Annotated in this window: 22 protein-coding genes; 13 read left to right on the top strand and 9 right to left on the bottom strand. The window is 60.6% G+C overall.

The genetic code is table 11. The features are described 5' to 3' along the window. Positions 1 to 120: 120 nt before the first annotated feature. Both NQE15_RS23275 and NQE15_RS23280 read right to left on the bottom strand, forming a co-directional pair. Positions 121 to 1,170, bottom strand: coding sequence for a tetratricopeptide repeat protein (locus tag NQE15_RS23275; protein WP_265945231.1), 1,050 nt, complete (start codon positions 1,168 to 1,170; stop codon positions 121 to 123). Continuing rightward, positions 1,101 to 1,826: a response regulator gene (locus tag NQE15_RS23280; protein ID WP_265945233.1), complete on the bottom strand. Its 726-nt coding sequence runs from the start codon at positions 1,824 to 1,826 to the stop codon at positions 1,101 to 1,103. The genes NQE15_RS23275 and NQE15_RS23280 overlap by 70 nt, the downstream gene beginning before the upstream one ends. A 126-nt stretch (positions 1,827 to 1,952) precedes the next feature. On the opposite strand from NQE15_RS23280, the gene mnmG reads away from it, so the two are divergent. The 13 genes from mnmG (at position 1,953) to NQE15_RS23345 (ending at position 13,045) form a co-directional block, all read left to right on the top strand. Beyond that, entirely contained in the window at positions 1,953 to 3,839 is a 1,887-nt protein-coding gene (gene mnmG, locus NQE15_RS23285) for a tRNA uridine-5-carboxymethylaminomethyl(34) synthesis enzyme MnmG (RefSeq protein ID WP_265945235.1), read from the top strand. Then, the gene (rsmG, locus tag NQE15_RS23290; RefSeq protein WP_265945237.1) at positions 3,836 to 4,453 is read left to right on the top strand and encodes a 16S rRNA (guanine(527)-N(7))-methyltransferase RsmG; all 618 of its coding nucleotides are present in this window, start codon (positions 3,836 to 3,838) and stop codon (positions 4,451 to 4,453) included. Before mnmG ends, rsmG begins: the two co-directional genes overlap by 4 nt. Further along, on the top strand, positions 4,450 to 5,211 hold the full coding sequence (locus NQE15_RS23295) for a ParA family protein (RefSeq protein ID WP_265945239.1): 762 nt from the start codon (positions 4,450 to 4,452) through the stop codon (positions 5,209 to 5,211). Before rsmG ends, NQE15_RS23295 begins: the two co-directional genes overlap by 4 nt. Continuing rightward, complete coding sequence (locus NQE15_RS23300; RefSeq protein ID WP_265945241.1) at positions 5,208 to 6,062, top strand: ParB/RepB/Spo0J family partition protein; 855 nt, start codon at positions 5,208 to 5,210, stop codon at positions 6,060 to 6,062. Before NQE15_RS23295 ends, NQE15_RS23300 begins: the two co-directional genes overlap by 4 nt. A gap of 119 nt (positions 6,063 to 6,181) precedes the next feature. Then, positions 6,182 to 6,538, top strand: a complete 357-nt coding sequence (locus NQE15_RS23305) for an ATP synthase subunit I (protein ID WP_265945244.1) — start codon at positions 6,182 to 6,184, stop codon at positions 6,536 to 6,538. A gap of 16 nt (positions 6,539 to 6,554) precedes the next feature. Then, positions 6,555 to 7,355 (top strand): F0F1 ATP synthase subunit A, encoded by an 801-nt coding sequence (gene atpB / locus NQE15_RS23310; protein WP_265945246.1) that lies wholly within the window; start codon positions 6,555 to 6,557, stop codon positions 7,353 to 7,355. 66 nt (positions 7,356 to 7,421) lie between these two features. Further along, a complete protein-coding gene (gene atpE, locus NQE15_RS23315) occupies positions 7,422 to 7,682 on the top strand; it encodes a F0F1 ATP synthase subunit C (protein ID WP_265945248.1) in 261 nt (86 codons plus the stop codon). 42 nt (positions 7,683 to 7,724) lie between these two features. Next, positions 7,725 to 8,195, top strand: coding sequence for a F0F1 ATP synthase subunit B (locus NQE15_RS23320; protein ID WP_265945250.1), 471 nt, complete (start codon positions 7,725 to 7,727; stop codon positions 8,193 to 8,195). Between the two features lie 3 nt (positions 8,196 to 8,198). Continuing rightward, entirely contained in the window at positions 8,199 to 8,735 is a 537-nt protein-coding gene (locus tag NQE15_RS23325; protein WP_265945252.1) for a F0F1 ATP synthase subunit delta, read from the top strand. A 9-nt stretch (positions 8,736 to 8,744) separates the two neighbouring features. Further along, positions 8,745 to 10,283, top strand: a complete 1,539-nt coding sequence (gene atpA / locus NQE15_RS23330; RefSeq protein ID WP_265945254.1) for a F0F1 ATP synthase subunit alpha — start codon at positions 8,745 to 8,747, stop codon at positions 10,281 to 10,283. A 16-nt stretch (positions 10,284 to 10,299) separates the two neighbouring features. Continuing rightward, a complete protein-coding gene (gene atpG / locus NQE15_RS23335; protein ID WP_265945256.1) occupies positions 10,300 to 11,160 on the top strand; it encodes a F0F1 ATP synthase subunit gamma in 861 nt (286 codons plus the stop codon). Positions 11,161 to 11,191: 31 nt separating this feature from the next. Then, a complete protein-coding gene (gene atpD / locus NQE15_RS23340) occupies positions 11,192 to 12,592 on the top strand; it encodes a F0F1 ATP synthase subunit beta (protein ID WP_265945258.1) in 1,401 nt (466 codons plus the stop codon). Positions 12,593 to 12,619: 27 nt separating this feature from the next. Continuing rightward, positions 12,620 to 13,045, top strand: coding sequence for a F0F1 ATP synthase subunit epsilon (locus NQE15_RS23345; RefSeq protein ID WP_265945260.1), 426 nt, complete (start codon positions 12,620 to 12,622; stop codon positions 13,043 to 13,045). A 78-nt stretch (positions 13,046 to 13,123) separates the two neighbouring features. On the opposite strand, the gene NQE15_RS23350 is transcribed toward NQE15_RS23345, so the two are convergent. The 7 genes from NQE15_RS23350 to NQE15_RS23380 form a co-directional block, all read right to left on the bottom strand. Further along, entirely contained in the window at positions 13,124 to 13,693 is a 570-nt protein-coding gene (locus NQE15_RS23350; protein ID WP_265945262.1) for a ubiquinone biosynthesis accessory factor UbiJ, read from the bottom strand. Between the two features lie 27 nt (positions 13,694 to 13,720). Further along, positions 13,721 to 14,458, bottom strand: coding sequence for a bifunctional demethylmenaquinone methyltransferase/2-methoxy-6-polyprenyl-1,4-benzoquinol methylase UbiE (gene ubiE, locus NQE15_RS23355; protein WP_265945264.1), 738 nt, complete (start codon positions 14,456 to 14,458; stop codon positions 13,721 to 13,723). 4 nt (positions 14,459 to 14,462) lie between these two features. Continuing rightward, entirely contained in the window at positions 14,463 to 14,882 is a 420-nt protein-coding gene (locus NQE15_RS23360) for a DUF971 domain-containing protein (RefSeq protein WP_265945266.1), read from the bottom strand. A 62-nt stretch (positions 14,883 to 14,944) separates the two neighbouring features. Continuing rightward, the gene (locus NQE15_RS23365) at positions 14,945 to 15,316 is read right to left on the bottom strand and encodes a hypothetical protein (protein ID WP_265945268.1); all 372 of its coding nucleotides are present in this window, start codon (positions 15,314 to 15,316) and stop codon (positions 14,945 to 14,947) included. A 101-nt stretch (positions 15,317 to 15,417) separates the two neighbouring features. Further along, a complete protein-coding gene (locus tag NQE15_RS23370; RefSeq protein WP_265945270.1) occupies positions 15,418 to 16,548 on the bottom strand; it encodes a hypothetical protein in 1,131 nt (376 codons plus the stop codon). 2 nt (positions 16,549 to 16,550) lie between these two features. Further along, the gene (locus NQE15_RS23375) at positions 16,551 to 16,991 is read right to left on the bottom strand and encodes an HIT family protein (protein WP_265945272.1); all 441 of its coding nucleotides are present in this window, start codon (positions 16,989 to 16,991) and stop codon (positions 16,551 to 16,553) included. A gap of 111 nt (positions 16,992 to 17,102) precedes the next feature. Beyond that, the gene (locus NQE15_RS23380; RefSeq protein WP_265945274.1) at positions 17,103 to 20,978 is read right to left on the bottom strand and encodes a DUF3683 domain-containing protein; all 3,876 of its coding nucleotides are present in this window, start codon (positions 20,976 to 20,978) and stop codon (positions 17,103 to 17,105) included. Positions 20,979 to 21,062 lie beyond the last annotated feature (84 nt).

Raw genomic sequence — 21,062 nt, forward strand, 5'->3', positions numbered from 1 at the left:
GGGCATGGCGCGAAGCCGGGCAAGACGCCGTTGATCAATTAACGCAGCAACAGGAGGAATAGATGGACAAACGCCCTGGGCAAGACGTTTCAAAATGTTGCGAGGCCGGCCCCGCCTGGCTCAGGCGCTATCGCCGGCAACCCCGTACTTCTTGGTGACCGCGGCAGCGAGTTCGCGCGCCGACGCAACTTTCGGACTCTTACGGTCCTTGAGCTGGGCACGCCGCAGGTAATCTTCGGCCCGCGCCGCCAGTTCGGCATCCCAACCCTTCTGGTCGATCAGCGTGAAGATCGCCTTTGCCGCATTGACCAGGAACTGCAGGTTGGGAACCTGTTCGACCGCCTGGATCAGCAACCGAACGGCGCCTTCCAGGTCGCCGCTGCGGGCGGCCAGGACGCCCTTGTTGTTGAGTTCGATGATTTCCCTGCCGACCTGGTCGAGCAGGGCCTTGCCGGCATCCTGCTGTCCGGTCTTCTGGAAAACCTGTGAGATCTGGTCGATCAGATGGGTATCTTCGTGATTCTCGGCGGCCACCTGACGCATGATCTTTCCGGCGGCATCGGATTTACCGGTGGCATAGCAGGCATGCGCCAGATCGATGGCCAGGCGCTGCGAGACATGCTTGCCCTTGTCGGCCGACTCGGTCTCGATCTGCGTTTGCAAATCGAGTGCCTGCTCGACGAGTTGCCTGGCTTTGTCGGGCGAGCCTTCCTTTTCCAGGCAAAGGCTCTCGGTGACCAGCGCCGCCATCTCGGCCTGCTTGTCGCCGCGCCACTCGCGCTTCATTTCGCCAGCGATCTTGCGCGATGCCGCGACATTGCCGCGCTCGACCAGCACCCGTGACAGGTTGGCAAAATCATCGACGGTGCGCAGGCTCGAGCCCTTGCTGCGCTCGATGACCTTGCCATAGGCCTTTTCGGCGGTCAGCAGATCATTGTTGCGGGCTGCGACGTCACCGACCAGGCGCTGGCGCAGGGTATTGTGCGGTGAGGCATCGGCCGCCCGCTGCAGGGTCTGCTGCGCCTCGAGCAACTTGCCCTTGGCTTCTTGCACCGAGGCGAGAAAGTCATAGGCCGAGAGATATTCCGGCGCCTCCTGGGTCACCTGTTCAGCCAGCTGCCCGGCTTCGTCCAGCGCCCCACGGTCGCGCAAGGCGGTGGCCAGGCCCATCTTGGCCCAGGGTACGACCCGCCCTCGAGCACGCGGCGGAACACCGCCTCGGCCTCAGCCGTCCGGCCCAGGGTATGGAGCAGTTCGCCCTTGAAGCGCAATGCGTCATACATATAGACCGGCTGCTGCTGGATCACCCGGTCGCAGGCAGCAATCGCTTCCTGCAGGTCGCCGCGCTCAAGTTGCTCGTAGATTCGGCGCAAGACATGTTTCTTATAGATGGCCTTGACCAGGCGCGCCTGCAGTTGTTCGGCGGTAAACGGCTTGATCAGGTAGTCGTCCGGCGCCAGCTCGGCCAGCGCCACGACATTGGTATAGCCCCGTTCGCTGGTGATGATCATATAGACCGTGGCCAGCGGGATCAGGTGGGCATGGCGCAGTTCTTCAAGCAACTGCTGGCCGTCGCGACCGTCGTCGAGTACGAAATCGGAAAGAATGATGTCGAAGCGGTTGCTCTTGACCTGGCGGATCACCTCGGCCGAATTGCCTGCCCCATGCACCGAGGTTACCCCCAGTGCGCCGAGCATCAAACGCAAGGAATCGCGCGCCGGCGAATGGCGGTCGACGATCAACACCCGTTTCTTGGTCAGGGTCTGCTGCAAAACCAGCAGCATCTCTTCGTTATCAAGCGGGTTCGCGCTCTTGGCTGGGCTCATGCTCATTCCTGACAAATTACTTGAGTTCGCCAAGCAGGGCAAGCCGACCGGGGAAAACCTGTGTTTTTTCAGCGACCTGACGTAAAATCCGGCTCCCGATACTGCGCCGCAACATCCCACTTTCCCATGCTCTATCCCACCCGTTTCGATGTCATCGTTGTCGGCGGCGGTCATGCCGGCACCGAAGCCGCGCTGGCCGCGGCGCGGGCGGGTGCGAACACGTTGCTGCTGACCCACAACCTCGACACGCTGGGCGCGATGAGCTGCAATCCTTCGATCGGCGGCATCGGCAAGGGACATCTGGTGCGCGAGGTCGATGCCCTGGGCGGAGCGATGGCGGCGGCGACCGACGAAGCCGGCATCCAGTTCCGCATCCTCAATGCCTCGAAAGGCCCGGCTGTCCGCGCCACCCGCGCCCAGGCCGACCGCGTGCTCTACAAGCAGGCTATCCGTTCCCGGCTGGAAAATCAGCCCAACCTGACCATTTTCGCCGAAGCCTGCGACGACCTGATCGTCGAGGGCGAGCGCGTCGCCGGCGCCGTCACGCAGTTGGGAATCCGCTTCATGGCCGAGGCGGTCGTACTGACCGCCGGCACCTTCCTTAACGGCAAGATCCACGTCGGCCTGGAAAACTACACCGGTGGCCGCATGGGCGATCCGCCCTCGGTGTCGCTGGCCGCCCGCCTCAAGGAACTGCAGCTGCCGCAGGGCCGCCTGAAGACCGGCACGCCGCCGCGCCTCGACGGCAAGACCATCGACTTCTCGGTGATGGAAGAACAGCATTCGGACAACCCGCTGCCGGTCTTCTCCTTCCTCGGCAGTGCGGCCCTGCATCCGAAGCAGTTGCCGTGCTGGATCACCGAGACCAACGAGCGTACTCACGACATCATCCGCAGCGGGCTGGACCGCTCGCCGATGTACACCGGCGTCATTGAAGGCGTCGGGCCGCGCTACTGCCCGTCGATCGAGGACAAGATCCACCGCTTCGCCGACAAGAACCAGCACAACGTCTTCCTCGAACCAGAGGGCTTGACCACGCATGAGATCTATCCGAACGGCGTGTCCACCAGCCTGCCCTTCGACATCCAGCTGGCACTGGTGCGTTCGATCCGCGGTCTGGAAAACTGTCACATCCTGCGTCCCGGCTACGCCATCGAATACGATTTCTACGATCCGCGCGGCCTCAAGGACACGCTGGAAAGCAAGGCGATCGCCGGCCTGTTCTTCGCCGGCCAGATCAACGGCACGACTGGTTACGAAGAAGCCGCGGCGCAGGGCCTGCTCGCCGGCATCAATGCCGTGCGTTACGTGCGCGGCGAAGCGGGCTGGTGCCCGAAACGCAACGAGGCCTATCTCGGCGTACTGGTCGACGATCTGATCACGCGCGGCGTCTCCGACCCCTATCGGATGTTCACCAGCCGCGCCGAGTACCGCCTCTCCCTGCGCGAAGACAATGCCGACCTGCGCCTGACCGAACAGGGCCGCGCACTCGGCCTGGTCGACGACGTGCGCTGGAACGCCTTCTGCCGCAAGCGCGACGCCATCGCCGCCGAGCAGGAACGCCTGAAGGCGACCTGGGTCAATCCCAAGATCACACCAGCCGAAGACTGCATTCGCGTTCTCGGCAAGGCCATCGATCACGAATACAACCTCTTCGAACTGCTGCGCCGCCCCGAGGTGTCGTACGCTTCGCTGCTCAGTCTGCCCGGCGCCGGCGAGGCACAGAGCGACCCGCTGGTCGTCGAGCAACTGGAAATCTCCGCCAAGTACCAAGGCTACATCGACCGCCAGGCCGAGGAAGTCGCCCGTTCCGGTTCCTACGAGAACACGGTGCTGCCGGCCGATCTCGACTACTCGACCGTAGCCGGCCTCTCCAACGAGGTCAGGCAGAAGCTGGCCCAGCACAAGCCGCAGACCATCGGCCAGGCGTCGCGCATCCAGGGCATCACACCGGCGGCGATTTCGCTGCTGCTGATCCATCTGAAACGTTTCAACCTGTCGCAGGCGGCATGAGCGCGACCAGCCTCGCGGCCGGTCTGGCCGAACTCGGCATCGCGCTTCCCGAAGCGGCGCAGCACCAGTTGCTCGCCTTCCGCGACCTGCTGCTCAAATGGAACAGGACCTATAACCTGACCGCCCTGCGCGATCCGGCACAGGCTATCTCGCACCACTTGCTTGATTCGCTGGCCATCCTGCCCCACGTCGGCAGCGGCCCGCTTCTCGATGTCGGCAGTGGCGGCGGCCTGCCCGGCATTCCACTGGCCATCGCCCGCCCCGAGTTGTCGGTCAGCATGGTCGATACCGTGCAGAAGAAGGCAACTTTCCTGCAACAGGCGGCGATCGAACTCGGCCTCAAGAACGTTACCGCCCACCACGCGCGGGTCGAGGAAATGAGCGGTCAGTACGCCCAGATCAGCTCGCGCGCCTTCGCCGAAATCGGCCTCTTCATCAGCCTGACCCGCCACCTGCTAGCCCCTGGCGGCCGCTGGCTGGCCATGAAGGGGGTGCGTCCCGACGACGAACTCCAGGCCCTGCCGGCCGACATCGCGGTGGAAGCGATCATTCCGCTCGCCGTGCCGGGGCTGGATGCCGAACGACATTTGATCATTCTGAAAGCCGGGTCATGAAAGTACTCGCCATAACCAACCAGAAGGGCGGCGTCGGCAAGACGACGACGGCGGTCAATCTGGCCGCCTCGCTGGGCGCCGAGGGCCAGCGCGTGCTGTTGATCGACATGGATCCGCAGGGCAACGCCACCACCGGCGCCGGCATTACCAAGAAGGAAGCCCTGCCCACCGTTTACCAGTTGCTGATCGGCGCCGCGTCGCTGCTCGAAGTCTGCATCAAGACGGACTTCGCCTTCGACATCCTGCCCGCCAACCGCGAACTGGCCGGCGCCGAGGTCGAGCTGATCGAGCTCGACCAGCGCGAATACCGCCTGAAGCACGCTCTGCAACAAAACCACGCCGAATACGACTTCGTGCTCATCGACTGCCCGCCGGCCCTCAACATGCTGACCGTCAATGCACTGGTCGCCGCCGATTCGGTGCTGATCCCGATGCAGTGTGAGTACTACGCCCTGGAAGGCCTGTCCGATCTCGTCGAAACGCTGCGCAAGGTACGCCACCACCTGAATTCGCGGCTCGAAATCGAAGGCCTGCTGCGCACCATGTACAACCCGCAAAGCACGCTGACCCAGCAGGTCTCCAGCGAACTGGAAAGCCATTTCGGCAATAAGGTCTACAAGACCATCGTGCCGCGCAATGTCCGGCTGGCCGAAGCGCCATCCTATGGCAAACCGGTCATCGCCTTTGACAAGAACTCGAAAGGTGCGCAGGCCTACAGCGCGCTTGCCAGGGAAATTCTCGAAAGGGTCGCCCCATGATCAAGATGAAAGGACTCGGCCGCGGCCTCGATGCGCTGCTTTCGGGCAACGACAAACCGCACGGCGACGATCAGCGCAATCTGCCGGTCGAACGCCTGCGCCCCGGCAAGTACCAGCCGCGCACCCACATGGACGAAGCCTCGTTGGCCGAACTGGCAGCATCGATCAAGTCGCAGGGCGTGATGCAGCCAATCCTGGTCCGCGCCGTCGATAGCACGCCGGGTGCCGAACGTTATGAAATCGTCGCCGGCGAGCGCCGCTGGCGCGCCTCGCAACTGGCCGGACTGGCCGAAGTCCCGGTCCTGATCCGCAGCATTCCCGACGAACAGGCGCTGGCCATGGCGCTGATCGAAAACATCCAGCGCGAAAACCTCAATCCGCTGGAAGAAGCCCAGGGCCTGCAACGCCTGATCGACGAATTCGGCCTCACCCACCAGCAAGCCGCCGACGCTGTGGGCCGCTCACGGCCGGCGGCAAGCAATCTGCTGCGCCTCCTTCAATTGACCGCTCCGGTCCAGGAAATGCTGATGTCCGGCCAGCTCGACATGGGTCATGCCCGCGCCTTGCTGCCGATCTCCAGCGGCCAGCAGGTCGGCCTTGCACAGCGCATCATCCAGAAAGACCTCTCGGTCCGCGAGACCGAGCGCCTGGTGCAGCAACTCTTGAACCCGCCCAAGAAAGCCGCGGAAAAGACCATCGATCGCGATTTGCTGCGTTTGCAGGAAGAACTGTCAGATGGACTGGGCGCCGGTGTCGCCATTCGATCCAACAAGAAAGGGGCGGGCAAAGTGACGATCGAATTCTCCAGCCTCGAGCAACTGGATGGCCTGATTTCCCGGCTGCGCGTGTAATCGATGTCTCTATTCAGAATCCCCTGCCCATGCGGGAAAACCCTCAATTTGTGCGCTGCGGAAATTGACTCTTCTACAAGACTCCGATACACTCGCAAGGTTTCTGAACGAGGCATGCCTTGCACCCGCAAGTAAGCTGGATACTCAGCCGGCAAGCGGCATTGACAATTGTATTGGCGATCATCGCCATCCTGTTTGTCGGTGCAACAGCGGCAGTCTCTGTTCTGATCGGGGGATCAATCGGAATCATCGCCAATCTCGGGTATGTCCTGAGAGCTTTGCGCATGGGTTCGGGGACCAACCCGATCAAAGTTTATCGGGCGCAAGCCTCTGGCGAAGGGTTAAAATTCGTTCTGACTCTCGTCGGGTTTGCGCTGGTGTTTATAGGGTACAAGGGAGTGGCGGTTCTACCGCTCTTTCTTGGATACGCATCAACCTTCGTCATCTACTGGATGGCACTGCTGAAGCAACGCTAGGCTGACTGGAGAAAACATGAGCGCAGAAGGCGGCACCGCTGGTTACATTCAACACCACCTGACCAATCTCGTTGTCTGTGCAGACAGCGCCAAAGTCGATGGGGTGTGTACCGGGTTCTGGAGTTTCCACCTCGATACCCTGCTGGTTTCCGGCATTCTGGGGCTGGTGGTTTTCGGCCTCATGGCCATGCTGGCCAGCAAGGCAACGGCGGGCATCCCGTCCGGCGCCCAGAACTTCGTCGAAATGGTGGTTGGCATCGTCGATCAGCAGGTGCGCGACACCTTCCACGGCAAGAGCGCTCTGGTAACACCTCTGGCCATCACCATTTTCGTCTGGGTGTTCGTCATGAATGCCATGGACTTGATTCCGGTGGACTTCCTCCCCGTAGCACTCCAGGCAGCAACCGGCAATCATGAATTACCCTTCAAGTTCGTGCCGACTACCGACCCCAACCTGACGTTTGCCATGTCGCTCACCGTATTCCTTATCTCGGTCTTCATGGGCTTGAAGGTAAAAGGTTTCGGTCACTTTATGCACGAAGTGTTCGCGGTCCCGTTTGGTCTCAAACTCGCCCCGATCAACCTCCTGTTCCGTATCGTTGAGGAAATCGCCAGGCCGATCTCGTTATCTCTGCGTCTCTTCGGCAACATGTACGCCGGCGAAATGGTTTTCATCCTGATCGCCCTGCTCGGTCTCTATCAGTTGCCACTGGCCTTGCCTTGGGAACTGTTCCACATTCTGATCATTACCCTGCAAGCCTTCGTGTTCATGATGCTGACCATCGTGTACATGTCGATGGCCGCAGAATCGCACTGATTCGTACCCGTTTTTCAGTAGTTTTTACTTTAACCCCGCAATAACCAACCTTACTTAGGAGTAAACATGGAACTCGCAACCGTTCTCTCCAACACCGCTATCGCTGTAGCCATCCTGATCGGCGCCGGCGCTCTCGGTACCGCCATCGGCTTCGGTATCCTGGGTGGCCGTTTCCTGGAAGGCGCTGCCCGCCAGCCGGAACTGATCCCCACGCTGCAAGTCAAGCTGTTCATCGTCGCCGGTCTGCTCGACGCTGTGACCATGATCGGTGTTGGTATCGCCCTGTTCCTGCTCTTCGCAAATCCGTTCCTGGCTCTGCTGAAGTAATCACCCGCACACCCCTGAAACCCATATAACCAGGAGGTTAGCGTGAATATCAACGCTACACTGATTGGCCAGGCAATCTGGTTTGCACTCTTCATCTGGATCACGATGAAGTACGTCTGGCCGCCGCTCCAAAAAGCGATGGCAGACCGGCAAGCCCAGATCGCTGATGGCCTGGCTGCAGCCGAACGTGGCAAAAACGAGCAGGAGCTCGCTGCCAAACGTTCCGCCGACGCCCTGCGGGAAGCCAAAGGCAAGGCCGCCGAACTCGTCGCCCAAGCCGAAAAGCGTGCGCAACAGATCGTCGAAGAGGCCAAAGGCACTGCCAAGGTCGAGCACGACAAGATCGTTACCAGCGCCCAAGCCGAGATCGACCAGGAAGTCGAACGTGCCCGCCAGCAATTGCGTGAGCGCGTCGCCGAACTGGCAGTGGCTGGTGCCGAGAAGATCCTGCGCAAGGAAATCAACGCGTCCGCGCATGCTGACATGCTGGTCGCCCTGAAACAGGACCTGTAAGCAATGGCTGAATCCGTCACTATCGCCCGTCCTTACGCCGAAGCCCTGTTTCGCGCGGCCAAGGAAAGCGGCAATCTGGCCAAGTGGGCCGAGCCGGTCGCATCGCTCGCCCGGGTGGCTGCCAATCCCGAAGTCCGCTCGGCTGTCGGTGATCCCAATGTGGCGGCCCCGCAACTGGTCGACCTCTTCCGGTCTGCCTGCGGTACGGCGGTAGATACGGAGCTGGCGAACTTCATCCAGCTGCTGTCCAATAACGACCGTCTGGGGCTGCTGCCGGAAATCGGCGCTTTGTACGAAAGTTACAAGCGTAGCGAGGAAGGCACCAAGCAGGCTGAAATCATTTCGGCCTTCCCGATCGATGACAACCAGGTGAAAGCCCTGGTGCCCCAACTCGAAGCCGTCTTCAAGACCAAGCTCGAAACCTCGGTGTCGGTTGATTCCGCACTGATTGGTGGCATCAAGGTAATCGTTGGCGACCAGATGCTGGATGCTTCAGTCCGCGGCAAGCTCGACGCCATGGCTACGGCGCTGAACAACTAGGAGAATTTCATGCAGTTGAATCCTTCCGAAATTTCTGAACTGATCAAGAGCAAGATCCAGAACCTGCAAGGCGCATCGGAAGTGCGCACGCAGGGCACGGTGGTTTCCGTTACTGACGGTATCTGTCGTGTGCACGGCCTGCAAGACGTTATGCAGGGCGAAATGCTGGAATTCCCCGGCAATACCTTCGGCATGGCGCTCAACCTCGAGCGTGATTCCGTCGGCGCTGTGGTTCTTGGTGCTTACGAACACATTTCCGAAGGCGACGTCGTCAAGACGACCGGTCGCATTCTGGAAGTGCCGGTCGGCGAAGAACTGCTCGGCCGTGTGGTCAATTCCCTCGGTCAGCCGATCGACGGCAAGGGCCCGCTCAATAACAAGCAAAGCGACAAGATCGAAAAGGTCGCTCCGGGCGTTATTTGGCGTAAGTCGGTGTCGCAGCCGGTACAAACCGGCCTGAAGGCTATCGATGCCATGGTTCCAGTCGGTCGCGGCCAGCGCGAACTGATCATTGGCGACCGTCAGACCGGCAAGACCGCCGTCGCTGTCGACGCCATCATCAACCAGAAGGGCACCGGCGTTAAGTGTATCTACGTCGCCGTCGGCCAGAAGGCTTCCACCGTTGCCAACGTCGTGCGCAAGCTCGAAGAGCACGGCGCCCTGGCCTACACCATCATCGTCGCCGCTACCGCCTCCGAATCCGCTGCGCTGCAATTCATCGCACCGTACGCCGGCTGCACGATGGGCGAATACTTCCGCGACCGTGGTGAAGACGCCCTGATCATTTATGACGACTTGACCAAGCAAGCCTGGGCCTACCGTCAGGTTTCCCTGCTGCTGCGCCGTCCGCCGGGCCGTGAAGCCTACCCGGGCGACGTGTTCTATCTCCACTCCCGTCTGCTGGAGCGCGCCGCTCGCGTTTCCGAAGCCTGGGTCGAGAAGCTCAGCAATGGCACGATCAAGGGCAAGACCGGTTCGCTGACCGCCCTGCCGGTCATCGAAACGCAAGCCGGTGACGTTTCCGCCTTCGTTCCGACCAACGTCATTTCGATTACTGACGGCCAGATCTTCCTGGAAACCGACCTTTTCAACGCTGGTATCCGCCCCGCCATCAACGCCGGTATCTCGGTGTCCCGCGTCGGTGGTGCAGCCCAGACCAAGATCATCAAGAAGCTCGGCGGCGGTGTCCGTCTGGCCCTGGCACAGTATCGCGAACTGGCTGCCTTCGCGCAGTTTGCTTCCGACCTCGACGAAGCGACCCGCAAGCAGCTCGAGCGCGGCCGTCTGGTTACCGAACTGATGAAGCAGGCCCAGTACTCGCCGATGAGCATCTCCGAAATGGCCGTCACGCTGTACGCAGCTGACAAGGGCTATTTCGACGATGTCGAAGTCAAGCGTGCGCTCGACTGCGAAAAGGCCATGATCGGCTATCTGAAGGCCAACTGTGCCGACCTCATGAACACCATGGAGTCCACCGCTGACCTGAACGCCGATTCCGAAAAGCAACTCGTCGCCGGTATCGTTGCCTTCAAGAGTAGCTGGGCCTGATAGCTAGGAGAATTGCATGGCTAGCGGCAAGGAAATTCGCAACAAGATCAAGAGCGTCGAAAATACGCGCAAGATCACCAAGGCCATGGAGATGGTGGCCGCATCCAAAATGCGCAAGGCGCAGGACCGGATGCGGGCTGCCCGCCCCTACGGCGAGAAGATCCGGCGCGTTGCAGGCAACCTGTCTCATGCCCTGACCGAGTACCGGCACCCGTTTCTGGTGAATCGCGAACAGGCCAATATCGGCCTGGTCCTGATCACCTCTGACAAGGGTCTGTGCGGCGGTCTGAATTCAAACCTCCTCCGTCTTGTGGTTAGCAAGATGAAGGAGTTTGAAGCTCAGGGCAAAAAGTTTCAGGCAACCTGCATCGGCAACAAGGGCTTCGGCTTCATGCAACGTGCCGGAGCCAAGATCGTGTCGCATGTGACCGGTCTCGGCGACACCCCGCACCTGGAAAAGCTGATCGGCCCGGTCAAGGTCCAGCTCGACGCCTACATGAAGGGCGAGATCGACGCGCTGTACATTGGCTACAACCGCTTCATCAACACGATGAAGCAGGAGCCGGTGTTCGAGCAACTGCTCCCGTTGTCCGGTGACGAAGTCGGTTCGTCAAAGACGAAATGGGACTATGTCTACGAGCCGGAAGCCAAAGCGGTTATCGACGATCTGCTGATCCGTTACGTCGAAGCCCTGATTTATCAGGCTGTCGCTGAAAACATGGCTTCCGAGCAATCGGCTCGGATGGTTGCCATGAAGTCGGCTTCCGACAATGCCAAGACCGTCATCGGTGACTTGAAGCTGGTTTACAACAAGGCCCGTCAGGCTGCGATTACCAAGGAACTCTCGGAAATCGTCAGCGGCGCCGCCGCGGTGTGACGCGTAGATTTTTATTTTTGGGGATTTGAATATGAGTCAAGGTTCAATCGTTCAGTGCATCGGCGCCGTTGTGGACATCCACTTCCCGCGCGACGCGATGCCGAAGGTCTACGACGCCCTCAAGCTCGATGCTTCTGAAGCAAACGGCATGGCGGAAGACGGCCTCACTTTCGAAGTACAGCAGCAGCTGGGTGACGGCGTGGTTCGCACCATCGCCATGGGTTCTTCCGACGGTCTACGTCGTGGTATGAAGGTCAACAACACCGGCGCCGCGATTTCCGTGCCGGTCGGTATGGGCACCCTCGGCCGCATCATGGACGTGCTGGGTCGCCCGATCGACGAAGCCGGTCCGATCGACAGCAACGAACTGCGCGAAATTCACGCAGCCGCACCGAAGTTCGACGAACTGTCGTCTTCCGTCGATCTGCTCGAAACCGGCATCAAGGTTATCGACCTGATCTGCCCGTTCGCCAAGGGCGGCAAAGTCGGTCTGTTCGGTGGCGCCGGCGTCGGCAAAACCGTCAACATGATGGAGTTGATCAACAACATCGCCAAGCAGCACTCGGGCTTGTCCGTGTTCGCCGGTGTGGGTGAGCGTACCCGCGAAGGTAACGACTTCTATCACGAAATGAAGGACTCCAACGTTCTCGACAAGGTCGCGATGGTGTTCGGTCAGATGAACGAGCCGCCGGGCAACCGTCTGCGCGTCGCGCTGACCGGTCTGACCATGGCCGAGCGTTTCCGTGACGATGGCCGCGACATTCTGTTCTTCGTCGACAACATCTACCGCTACACCCTGGCCGGTACCGAAGTGTCCGCACTGCTCGGCCGTATGCCTTCCGCCGTGGGCTATCAGCCGACGCTGGCTGAAGAAATGGGCCGTCTGCAAGAGCGTATCACCTCGACCAAGGTTGGCTCGATCACCTCCATCCAGGCCGTTTACGTGCCTGCCGATGACTTGACCGACCCGTCCCCGGCTACCACCTTCCTGCACCTGGACTCCACGGTCGTGCTGTCGCGTGACATCGCCTCGCTGGGCATCTACCCGGCCGTCGATCCGCTCGACTCCACCTCCCGCCAGCTCGATCCGCAGGTCGTCGGTGAAGAACACTACGCCGTTGCCCGTGCCGTGCAGATGAACCTGCAGCGCTACAAGGAACTGCGCGACATCATCGCGATTCTGGGTATGGACGAACTGTCGCCGGAAGACAAGCTTGCCGTGTCCCGTGCCCGTAAGATTCAGCGTTTCCTGTCGCAGCCTTTCCACGTTGCTGAAGTCTTTACCGGTTCGCCGGGCAAGTTCGTTTCTCTCAAGGAAACGATCAAGGGCTTCAAGGGCATTTGCGCTGGCGAATACGATCACCTGCCGGAACAAGCGTTCTACATGGTCGGCGGTATCGAGGAAGTCATCGAAAAGGCCAAGACGCTGTAATTAGCGTCTCCAGCAAAGGAGCCATTCATGGCAATTTCTGTTCATTGTGATGTCGTCAGCGCCGAAGAGTCGATCTTTTCGGGCGTGGTCGAACTCGCCGTATTTCCCGGAGAATCCGGGGAACTCGGAATTCTGCCGCGGCACACGCCGCTGCTGACGCGCATCAAGCCGGGAACCATTCGTCTGAAGGTGCTGGGTCAAAGCGAGTTTGAACTGGTGTATGTCTCCGGTGGCATGCTTGAAGTCCAGCCCGACATGATTACCGTGTTGGCTGACACTGCGATCCGTGCTCACGATCTGGACGAAGCCAAGGCCCTGGAAGCCAAGAAGCGGGCCGAGGAAGCTCTCGCCAACCGGAACGCCGAAATGGACTACGCGACTGCGGAAGCCGAACTGGCGCAAGCCATTGCTCAGCTGCAAACGATCCAACGCCTGCGCAAGCATACGCACTAAGTCTCTCTTCCCGAGGACAAAAAAGGGCAGCCCGCGGGCTGCCCTTTTTATTTTGTCCGGATCAAACTGGGGGTTCGCTCACAAGCGGGCGATCCGCTTTTCCAAATGCGCCAGATCTTCGCGCAGCTGGTCGACAGCTTTCCCGAACGATACAACATCCCGTTTGGCCGCAAGCAGGGTTGAGTCTTCGATCGCATACTCGGCCATGTTATCGATCAGTCGTCTGGCGCTTTCCTGGGCCTGACTCCCGACTCGAGCAGCGAACAGTGCCAGGCGACGGGCCGGAATATCGCCGACCAGATTGGCCAGATCGGCCTCGGCATCCCAACGCAGGTGCCTGAATACAAAAGCCAGACTTTCGGCAATATCGACTGCTCCGGCAATTTTTACCGATGAAAAGAGACTGTTGCGATCGATTAGAAAACGGGCCGGCGTATCAGCCGCCAGCGTGACGCTCACGTCGGGTATTCCCGACGAACTGCCAGCCGCCAACAAGCCCTGCGCGTCGATACGCAGGTTCAGCTGGAGCGGTCCGCCGGCGATTGAAACCTGCGCACCGGCATGGGGACGTAAACGTTCCCTGGCCCAGGACTCAGCTTGCAGCAGATGATTCAATGCGGAAACCAGCAATTTATCGACGCCGAGCATTTCAGAAACCCATTCGACCGGCGGGAATTAGAACTTGTAGCCCCGATGCAAGGCCACGACACCCAGCGCGAGATTGAAATACTCGACCTTTTCCAGACCCACTTGCTCCATCATCGACTTCAGTTCCTCCTGTCCGGGATGAACGCGGATGGATTCTGAGAGATAGCGATAGCTGTCGGCGTCATTGGTGACCAGTTTGCCTACCCGCGGAATGACCTGGAAAGAATAAAAATCATATAGCGGTGCCAAGGGCTTCCAGACCTGCGAAAACTCGAGAACCAGCAGGCGCCCGCCGGGACGCAGCACGCGACGCATCTCGGCGATGGCCGCATCCTTATGGGTCATGTTGCGCAAGCCGAAGGCTACCGTCACGCAATCGAACCAGTCGTCGGGAAAGGGCAGTTTCTCGGCGTCACACTGCGCTACCGGCAGCATGTAGCCCTTGTCGAGCAGGCGATCACGGCCCCGGGCGAGCATTGCGTTGTTGATATCGGTCAGCCACACCTGGCCGCTTTTGCCGACCTTCTTGGCAAAAGCCAGCGACAGATCGCCAGTTCCACCGGCGACATCGAGCACGCGCGAACCTTCCCGAACACCGCTGCGCTGGATGGTGAACGCCTTCCACAGGCGGTGCATGCCGCCCGACATCAGATCGTTCATCAGGTCGTAGCGACTGGCCACGGAATCAAATACATCGGCGACCCGGCGCGCTTTTTCCTGCTCGGCGACGGTCTGGTAGCCGAAATGGGTAGTATCGTTTTTCATGATTTCAGTGATGATGGCCGCAGCTGCCGCCGCTCTGCCGAGAAGAGGTATCGATATCGCGCGAAAGTCCCTGAGCATCGATCTGATTCAGGTATTCCTGCCATAGTTCGTCGTGGTGCTTACCCAGGTTATGGAGCAGATCCCAGGAATACAAACCGCTGTCGTGGCCGTCGGAAAAGACCAGGCGCACTGCGTAGCTGCCCACCGGCTCGATTCGTTCGATATCGACATTGCGTTTGCCAGTCTGCAGCGTTTCCTGACCCGGGCCGTGACCGCGGGCTTCGGCCGAGGGCGTGAACACGCGGAGATACTCGAAGTCGAGCATGTAGCTTTCGCCGTTGTCGTAGCTCAGCTCGAGCCGGCGGGATTTCTGATGCAGCTTGATTTCGCTCGGTATCGGCGTATCCCGTTCTATGCCAGCCATAATGTCCTCCACGGTAAGTACGCTAGTTTAGCGCACTCGCCGGGCTCTCGCCCCAAGATGCGTCAAAGCGCCTGGTAGCTGATGCGGTCGAAATCCGTTCCCCGCTGCACGACATGCGCCATGCGCAACTGCCAGGTCTCATCATTGGAAAAGACCTCGAGCACCCGGCTGGCCTGATAAAGACCGGAGGGCAAGACCAGCGATCCTTCCTCCTTGATGGCCGGTACCGGCGGCAACAGGAAGGCGCGGGCATAGCGGTCGCTAACTCCGGCATTATGGGCGGCAAGTCTGACACCGATCCCGGTCGGCATGCCGGGCAGGGTGGCGACACCGACGATCAGGCCGCCGGATTCTTCCTGCATCAGCCAGCCGGCCTGGGCAAGTAAGAAATGTTCTCCGTCATGCGGGCAGAGCGCGATCAGCTGACCGTGCATGATTTTTTGTCCAGCACAGCCGCGCGCTAGCCGAAATCCATTGGCCGAATGATTGATCACTGACCACTCATCAACCGGAAAGCTGATATGCGGCCGGATGTTCAGCGTCTGGATGGGATCGGCACTCTCGCGGAAGGTAAATATCTGGTCGAACTCCCCCGCGAATACGCCTGGGCCGAATCCGGCTGCTCGAAGGAGTCACCCGTGATGAAGAAATGCATGGCCTCGAAGCCGATGGCGACGCGAGCGATCCCTTCTGTCGTGAAACGCCGGAATTTGCGGGGTGCGACTGACTGCGTCCAGGGCCGGAGCAGGTGTTCGAGCAACTGGATCACGTGACTGCTGGTTTCTTCCCCCAGCCCCAGCTGAGACGGCGTGATGCGCTGGCGCAACTGACCCAACATGTGATTGATCTGCAGTCCAAGTTGCGTCGTATCGAGCCGCCGGGCGTCGCCGCCCGGGCTTTCGACCTGAGAAGCCGGATGTAGCGGAGCATCCTTCATCAACTCGACGGTATAGGGCGGAATCTCGAAATCGTCGTCAAGCTTGCGAATCGGAACCAGCGGCGCCCACATCGCGGCCCAGCGTCGGATCAGACCCAGATTGCGCACACTGTTGCTATAGGGGCTGGCGATATCGATCAGCAGCAAAGTGACATAGGCGGCCGCGCAGTGTGTCGCCTGCAGGTTGTTCTCCAGGGCGTCCTCGACCGGTGTATAGGCGATTCCCCATTCCTCGGCGGTCTCGAAGTAGCCATGCAGTTCGAGCCAGATCCCCGGCGGCAACTCGCGGCGGGCATGATAGTGCTCGAGAATGACCATCCCTGTGTAATACAGGCAGCGATGCAGGATGGTCGCCATCAAGGAAGAATATTTCGGATTGTCCACATCCGGCTGTTCAAGACTCGCGCACAGGGCATACGCCTTGCTCATCTTGCGCCAGGCCATCACTACCTGCTGAAAGCAGGCCTCCTCCTCGTCAGCCAGGACCAGCGGCTTGTTGTGATAACGCCGGGCGATTTCCTCTTCGACAAAACAAATCGGCACCCGCGCCTGCTCGAGCAAACCCAGCAGAACCCCAGGATCGGGCGGATTCTTGAGCAAGGCATCGAGCAGATGCATCAGCTGCTGCTCGGCAATCGTCGGGTTGGCCAGGGAAAGCTTCGCAAGATAATCCGAGCCGGACAGGAGGTCGGAAATCACGAGCGGCGATGGATTAGGGGTGGCGTTCATGATCACTCCGGCGTTTCAACGGTTGCCAGCGCAACGGACAAGGCGCGCGCCATCTCTTCGCTGCTCACGACCGGGCGTTCGACCAGGCCGTCGCGGCGAACGGTGCCCCAGATCGGCTCGGGAAAATGCCGGTCATCCAGCCAGCGGGGAATGATATGCCAATGGACGTGCGGAACGACGTTGCCCAAACTGGCCAGGTTGACCTTGTCCGGCACGAAGAGCCGGCGAACCGTCGCTTCGACCGCGAAGACGACCGACATCAGGTACTGCTGCTGCCCCGGGTCGAGATCGGTCATTTCCCGGGCGTGGGCATTCCAGATCACGCGGCAGAAACCGGGGTAATGCAAATCATCGACGCGCACCACCCGGCACGACGGAGAGTCCCACAGAACCTCGCCGCCGGCGGTATTGCACAACTCACACGAATGGTTGGCGCTATTCAAGTTCATCTCCCCGGACAGGCTTACAAGAATTACACCGGAGGGCAATTCCTGCAAGCCACCGGAGCAAAACAAAGCGGCTTTTCGTGGTCGGCGTCTTAAAAACGCCCGGAATCAGAGCAAAACGCGCTCGATACCGCCGCTGTTGGCCTTGCCGACATAATCAGCCATCCAGTTGTTGCCGAGCAGATGCTTGGCCATCTCGACCACGATGTAGTCCGCCGTGGTATCGGCATCGTCATCGTATCGGGATAGTCCCTGCAAACAAGCCGGGCATGAGGTAAGGATCTTGACCTCGCCGGTGAAGCCGTCAGCGCGCAGTTTCTCAGCCCGTTCCTCGATATCCTGCTGCTTGCGGAACTTGACCTGGGTCGCGATATCCGGGCGCGAGTAAGCGAAGGAACCGGCATCGCCGCAGCAGCGGTCGGTGAGCGGCACCTCCTGGCCCATCAGCGCCTTGGTCACGGCGAGCGGGGCATAGGCCTTCATCGGAGTGTGGCAGGGGTCGTGGTACATGTAGCGGGTGCCCTGAACACCTTCCAGCTTGACGCCCTTTTCCATCAGGTACTCGTGGATGTCGAGCAGGCGACAGCCCGGGAAGATTTTCTCGAACTGGTATTTCTGCAGCTGATCCATGCAGGTGCCGCAGGAGACGATCACCGTCTTGATGTCGAGATAGTTCAGCGTATTGGCGACACGGTGGAAGAGCACGCGGTTGTCGGTGGTGATCTTCTGGCCCTTGTCGGCATCGCCCGAGGCGTTTTGCGGATAGCCGCAGCACAGGTAGCCCGGCGGCAGCACGGTGGTGGTGCCGATCTCGTAGAGCATGGCCTGCGTCGCCAACCCGACCTGCGAGAACAGGCGCTCGGAACCGCAACCCGGGAAATAGAAGACGGCATCCGACTCTTCGCTGGTCTTCTGCGGATTGCGGATCACCGGGATGACCTTGTCGTCCTCGATGTCGAGCAGGCCGCGCGAGGTGCGCTTCGGCAGGTTGCCCGGCATCGGCCGATTCAGGAAGTGGATGACCTGCGTCTTGACGCTCGGCGCGCCCAATGTGGCCGGCGGGTGGGCGCGGGTTTCCTGGACCAGGCCGATCGCCTTGGCCGCCTTGTGGGCGAGGCGCTGGGCCTTGAAGCCAAAGTCCATCATCACGCCGCGCATCAGCTTGATGGTCGCCGGATCCTTGAGGTTCAGATAGGTCATTGCCGCCAGAGTGCCCGGGCTCGTTCGCTTCTTGCCTTGTTTGCGCAGGAAGTTGCGCATGGCGACTGAAACGTCGCCGAAATCGATATCGACCGGGCAGGGCTTCAGGCAGCGGTGGCAGACCGTGCAATGGTCGGCGACATCGTTGAATTCGTCGAAATGCTTCAGCGAAATGCCGCGCCGGGTCTGCTCTTCATAAAGGAAGGCCTCGACCAGCAGCGAAGTGGCGAGGATCTTGTTACGCGGGCTGTAGAGCAGGTTGGCGCGCGGCACATGGGTCGAGCAAACCGGCTTGCATTTACCGCAGCGCAGGCAGTCCTTGACCATGTCGGAAATCTTGCCGATTTCCGATTGCTCCATGATCAGCGACTCGGTACCCAGCAGGCTGAAGGAAGGCGTGTAGGCATTGCCCATATCGCCGCCGGGCATCAGCTTGCCCTTGTTGAAATGGTTGTTGGGATCGACCTTCAGCTTGTAGGCGCGGAAGGGAGCAATTTCCTCTTCGGTCAAGAACTCCAGCTTGGTGATACCGATCCCGTGCTCGCCGGAAATCACTCCGTCCAGCCCGCGGGCCAGGTGCATGATGCGGGCGACCGCCTTGTTGGCCGTCTGCAGCATCTCGTAATTATCCGAATTGACCGGGATGTTGGTATGCACATTGCCGTCGCCGGCATGCATATGCAGGGCGACGAAGACGCGGCCGCGCAGCACTTCCTTGTGAATGGCCTCGATGCGTTCGATGATCGGCCGATAGACGCCGCCGTCGAAAATCTTGGAGAGCCGTGCCTTCAGTTCCTGCTTCCACGAAACGCGGACCGAATAGTCCTGCAGGCGGTGGAACAGCCTCGGGTTTTCAGCCCGGTTGGTCAGTTCGCCGGCCTGCACGCCGTAGGACAGGAAACGCGATTCGGCCTCGGCCAGCGGCAGGTCGAGGTTGTCAAGCAACCATTCCCAGCGCAGGCGAACGGCTTCGACGTAATCGAGCGCGGCCTGCCGGCGGTCGCCGATCAGCACGTCGGTCTCGAGCGTCGTGTCGCCTCGGTGCAGCGGCAGTTCGCCCTTGAGGAATTCGCTCAGCGCATCGCACAGGGCGAGCTTGTTCTGCGTCGACAATTCGATATTGATGCGCTCGATGCCGTCACAGTAGTCGCCCATGCGCGGCAGCGGGATGACCACGTCTTCATTGACCTTGAAGGCGTTGGTGTGGCGAGAAATGGCGGCGGTGCGCGAACGGTCGAGCCAGAATTTTTTGCGGGTTTCGCCGTCGACGGCAATGAAGCCCTCGGCGCCGCGCAGATTGCACATGCGGACTACGTCGGAGGCGGCGGCCATCACGGCCTTTTCGTCGTGGCCGACGAGATCGCCGATCAGCACCATCTTCGGCCGGCCATGGCGCTTGGCCTTGGTCGCATAGCCGACGGCCTTGACGTAGCGCTCGTCGAGGTGTTCCAGACCGGCCAGTAGGACGCCGGCCGCATTGCCGGCACCGCCCGGCTTGAAGTAGTCGGTGATCTCGACGATGGCCGGCACCGCCTCGCGGACCTGGCCGAAAAATTCGAGACAGACGGTGCGCGTCACCGGCGGCATCTTATGCAGCACCCAGCGCGCTGCGACGATGATGCCGTCAGTGCCTTCCTTCTGGACGCCCGGCACGCCACCCAGGAACTTGTCGGTGACGTCCTTGCCCAGCCCGGTCTTGCGGCAGGCCGCACCGGGCATGGTCAGGACTTCCTCGCCGAGCAGTTTCTTGCCGCTCGGATCGAAGCGCTTGAGGCGGAATTCGACGTTTTCCTGCTCGTGGATCTTGCCGTAGTTGTGATTGACCCGTTCGACTTCCAGCCAGTTGCCATCCGGATCGACCATCTTCCACCAGGCCAGGTTGTCGAGCGCAGTGCCCCACAATACGGCCTTCTTGCCACCAGCATTCATGGCGATGTTGCCGCCGATGCAGGAAGCGCTGGCCGAGGTCGGGTCGACCGCGAAGACGCGGCCAGCCAGTGAGGCGGCTTCGGAAACGCGATCGGTGACCACGCCGGCGCCGGTGCGGATCGTTGCATACGGCGTTTCGTGGCCGGTCAGCACCAGATCCTCGACCGGACCGATGTCGATCAGCTTTTCGGTATTGATCACTGCCGAGTAGCGGGTCAGCGGCACGGCGCCGCCGGTGTAGCCGGTGCCGCCCCCGCGCGGGATGATGGTCAGGCCGGCTTCGATGCAACCGCGCACGAGGTGGCCAATTTCCTCTTCGGTATCGGGATGGAGGACGACGAAGGGGTATTCGACGCGCCAGTCGGTGGCGTCGGTGACGTGCGAGACACGAGCCAGGCCATCGAAGGCGATATTGTCCTTGCGCGTGTGCTTGCCGAGATACTTCAGGACCTTGCGCCGCAGATCGATGGTTTTGCCGAAATGCTCGGAAAAACGATTGACGGCCAGTTGGGCCGCTTCGACCAGCCGCTTGACCTTGGCCGAACGCTCCGGATCCTCGCTCTCCGTCGACTGGCGGCGCTTTTCCACTTCGACCAGGCGATGGCGCAGAGCATTGACCAGGGCCTCGCGGCGCTCGCGATTGTCGAGCAGATCGTCTTCAAGATAGGGGTTGCGCTGGACGACCCAAATATCGCCCAGCACCTCATAGAGCATGCGGGCCGAGCGGCCGGTGACGCGCTCGCTGCGCAGTTCGTCGAGAATCGCCCAGTTGTCGGCGCCGAGCAGCCGGATGACGATCTCGCGATCGGAAAACGAAGTGTAGTTGTAGGGGATTTCGCGCAGGCGGGCAGTCATGGAAGCAGCCGGGGTCCGTCAAAAGATGAATTTTAGCGTATTGCGGCGCAACACGCGGGGCAGGTAGACCGGAAAAGGCTCGCC

Origin of the sequence: Dechloromonas sp. A34, from assembly GCF_026261605.1 — a bacterium.
In the GTDB taxonomy this organism is placed as follows: domain Bacteria; phylum Pseudomonadota; class Gammaproteobacteria; order Burkholderiales; family Rhodocyclaceae; genus Azonexus.

Coding starts and splice junctions, on each gene's coding strand:
- NQE15_RS23275 (WP_265945231.1), bottom strand. CDS start 1,170: ATGGGCCTGGCCACCGCCTTGCGCGACCGTGGGGCGCTGGACGAAGCC.
- NQE15_RS23280 (WP_265945233.1), bottom strand. CDS start 1,826: ATGAGCCCAGCCAAGAGCGCGAACCCGCTTGATAACGAAGAGATGCTG.
- mnmG (WP_265945235.1), top strand. CDS start 1,953: ATGCTCTATCCCACCCGTTTCGATGTCATCGTTGTCGGCGGCGGTCAT.
- rsmG (WP_265945237.1), top strand. CDS start 3,836: ATGAGCGCGACCAGCCTCGCGGCCGGTCTGGCCGAACTCGGCATCGCG.
- NQE15_RS23295 (WP_265945239.1), top strand. CDS start 4,450: ATGAAAGTACTCGCCATAACCAACCAGAAGGGCGGCGTCGGCAAGACG.
- NQE15_RS23300 (WP_265945241.1), top strand. CDS start 5,208: ATGATCAAGATGAAAGGACTCGGCCGCGGCCTCGATGCGCTGCTTTCG.
- atpB (WP_265945246.1), top strand. CDS start 6,555: ATGAGCGCAGAAGGCGGCACCGCTGGTTACATTCAACACCACCTGACC.
- atpE (WP_265945248.1), top strand. CDS start 7,422: ATGGAACTCGCAACCGTTCTCTCCAACACCGCTATCGCTGTAGCCATC.
- NQE15_RS23325 (WP_265945252.1), top strand. CDS start 8,199: ATGGCTGAATCCGTCACTATCGCCCGTCCTTACGCCGAAGCCCTGTTT.
- atpA (WP_265945254.1), top strand. CDS start 8,745: ATGCAGTTGAATCCTTCCGAAATTTCTGAACTGATCAAGAGCAAGATC.
- atpG (WP_265945256.1), top strand. CDS start 10,300: ATGGCTAGCGGCAAGGAAATTCGCAACAAGATCAAGAGCGTCGAAAAT.
- atpD (WP_265945258.1), top strand. CDS start 11,192: ATGAGTCAAGGTTCAATCGTTCAGTGCATCGGCGCCGTTGTGGACATC.
- NQE15_RS23345 (WP_265945260.1), top strand. CDS start 12,620: ATGGCAATTTCTGTTCATTGTGATGTCGTCAGCGCCGAAGAGTCGATC.
- NQE15_RS23350 (WP_265945262.1), bottom strand. CDS start 13,693: ATGCTCGGCGTCGATAAATTGCTGGTTTCCGCATTGAATCATCTGCTG.
- ubiE (WP_265945264.1), bottom strand. CDS start 14,458: ATGAAAAACGATACTACCCATTTCGGCTACCAGACCGTCGCCGAGCAG.
- NQE15_RS23360 (WP_265945266.1), bottom strand. CDS start 14,882: ATGGCTGGCATAGAACGGGATACGCCGATACCGAGCGAAATCAAGCTG.
- NQE15_RS23365 (WP_265945268.1), bottom strand. CDS start 15,316: ATGCACGGTCAGCTGATCGCGCTCTGCCCGCATGACGGAGAACATTTC.
- NQE15_RS23370 (WP_265945270.1), bottom strand. CDS start 16,548: ATGAACGCCACCCCTAATCCATCGCCGCTCGTGATTTCCGACCTCCTG.
- NQE15_RS23380 (WP_265945274.1), bottom strand. CDS start 20,978: ATGACTGCCCGCCTGCGCGAAATCCCCTACAACTACACTTCGTTTTCC.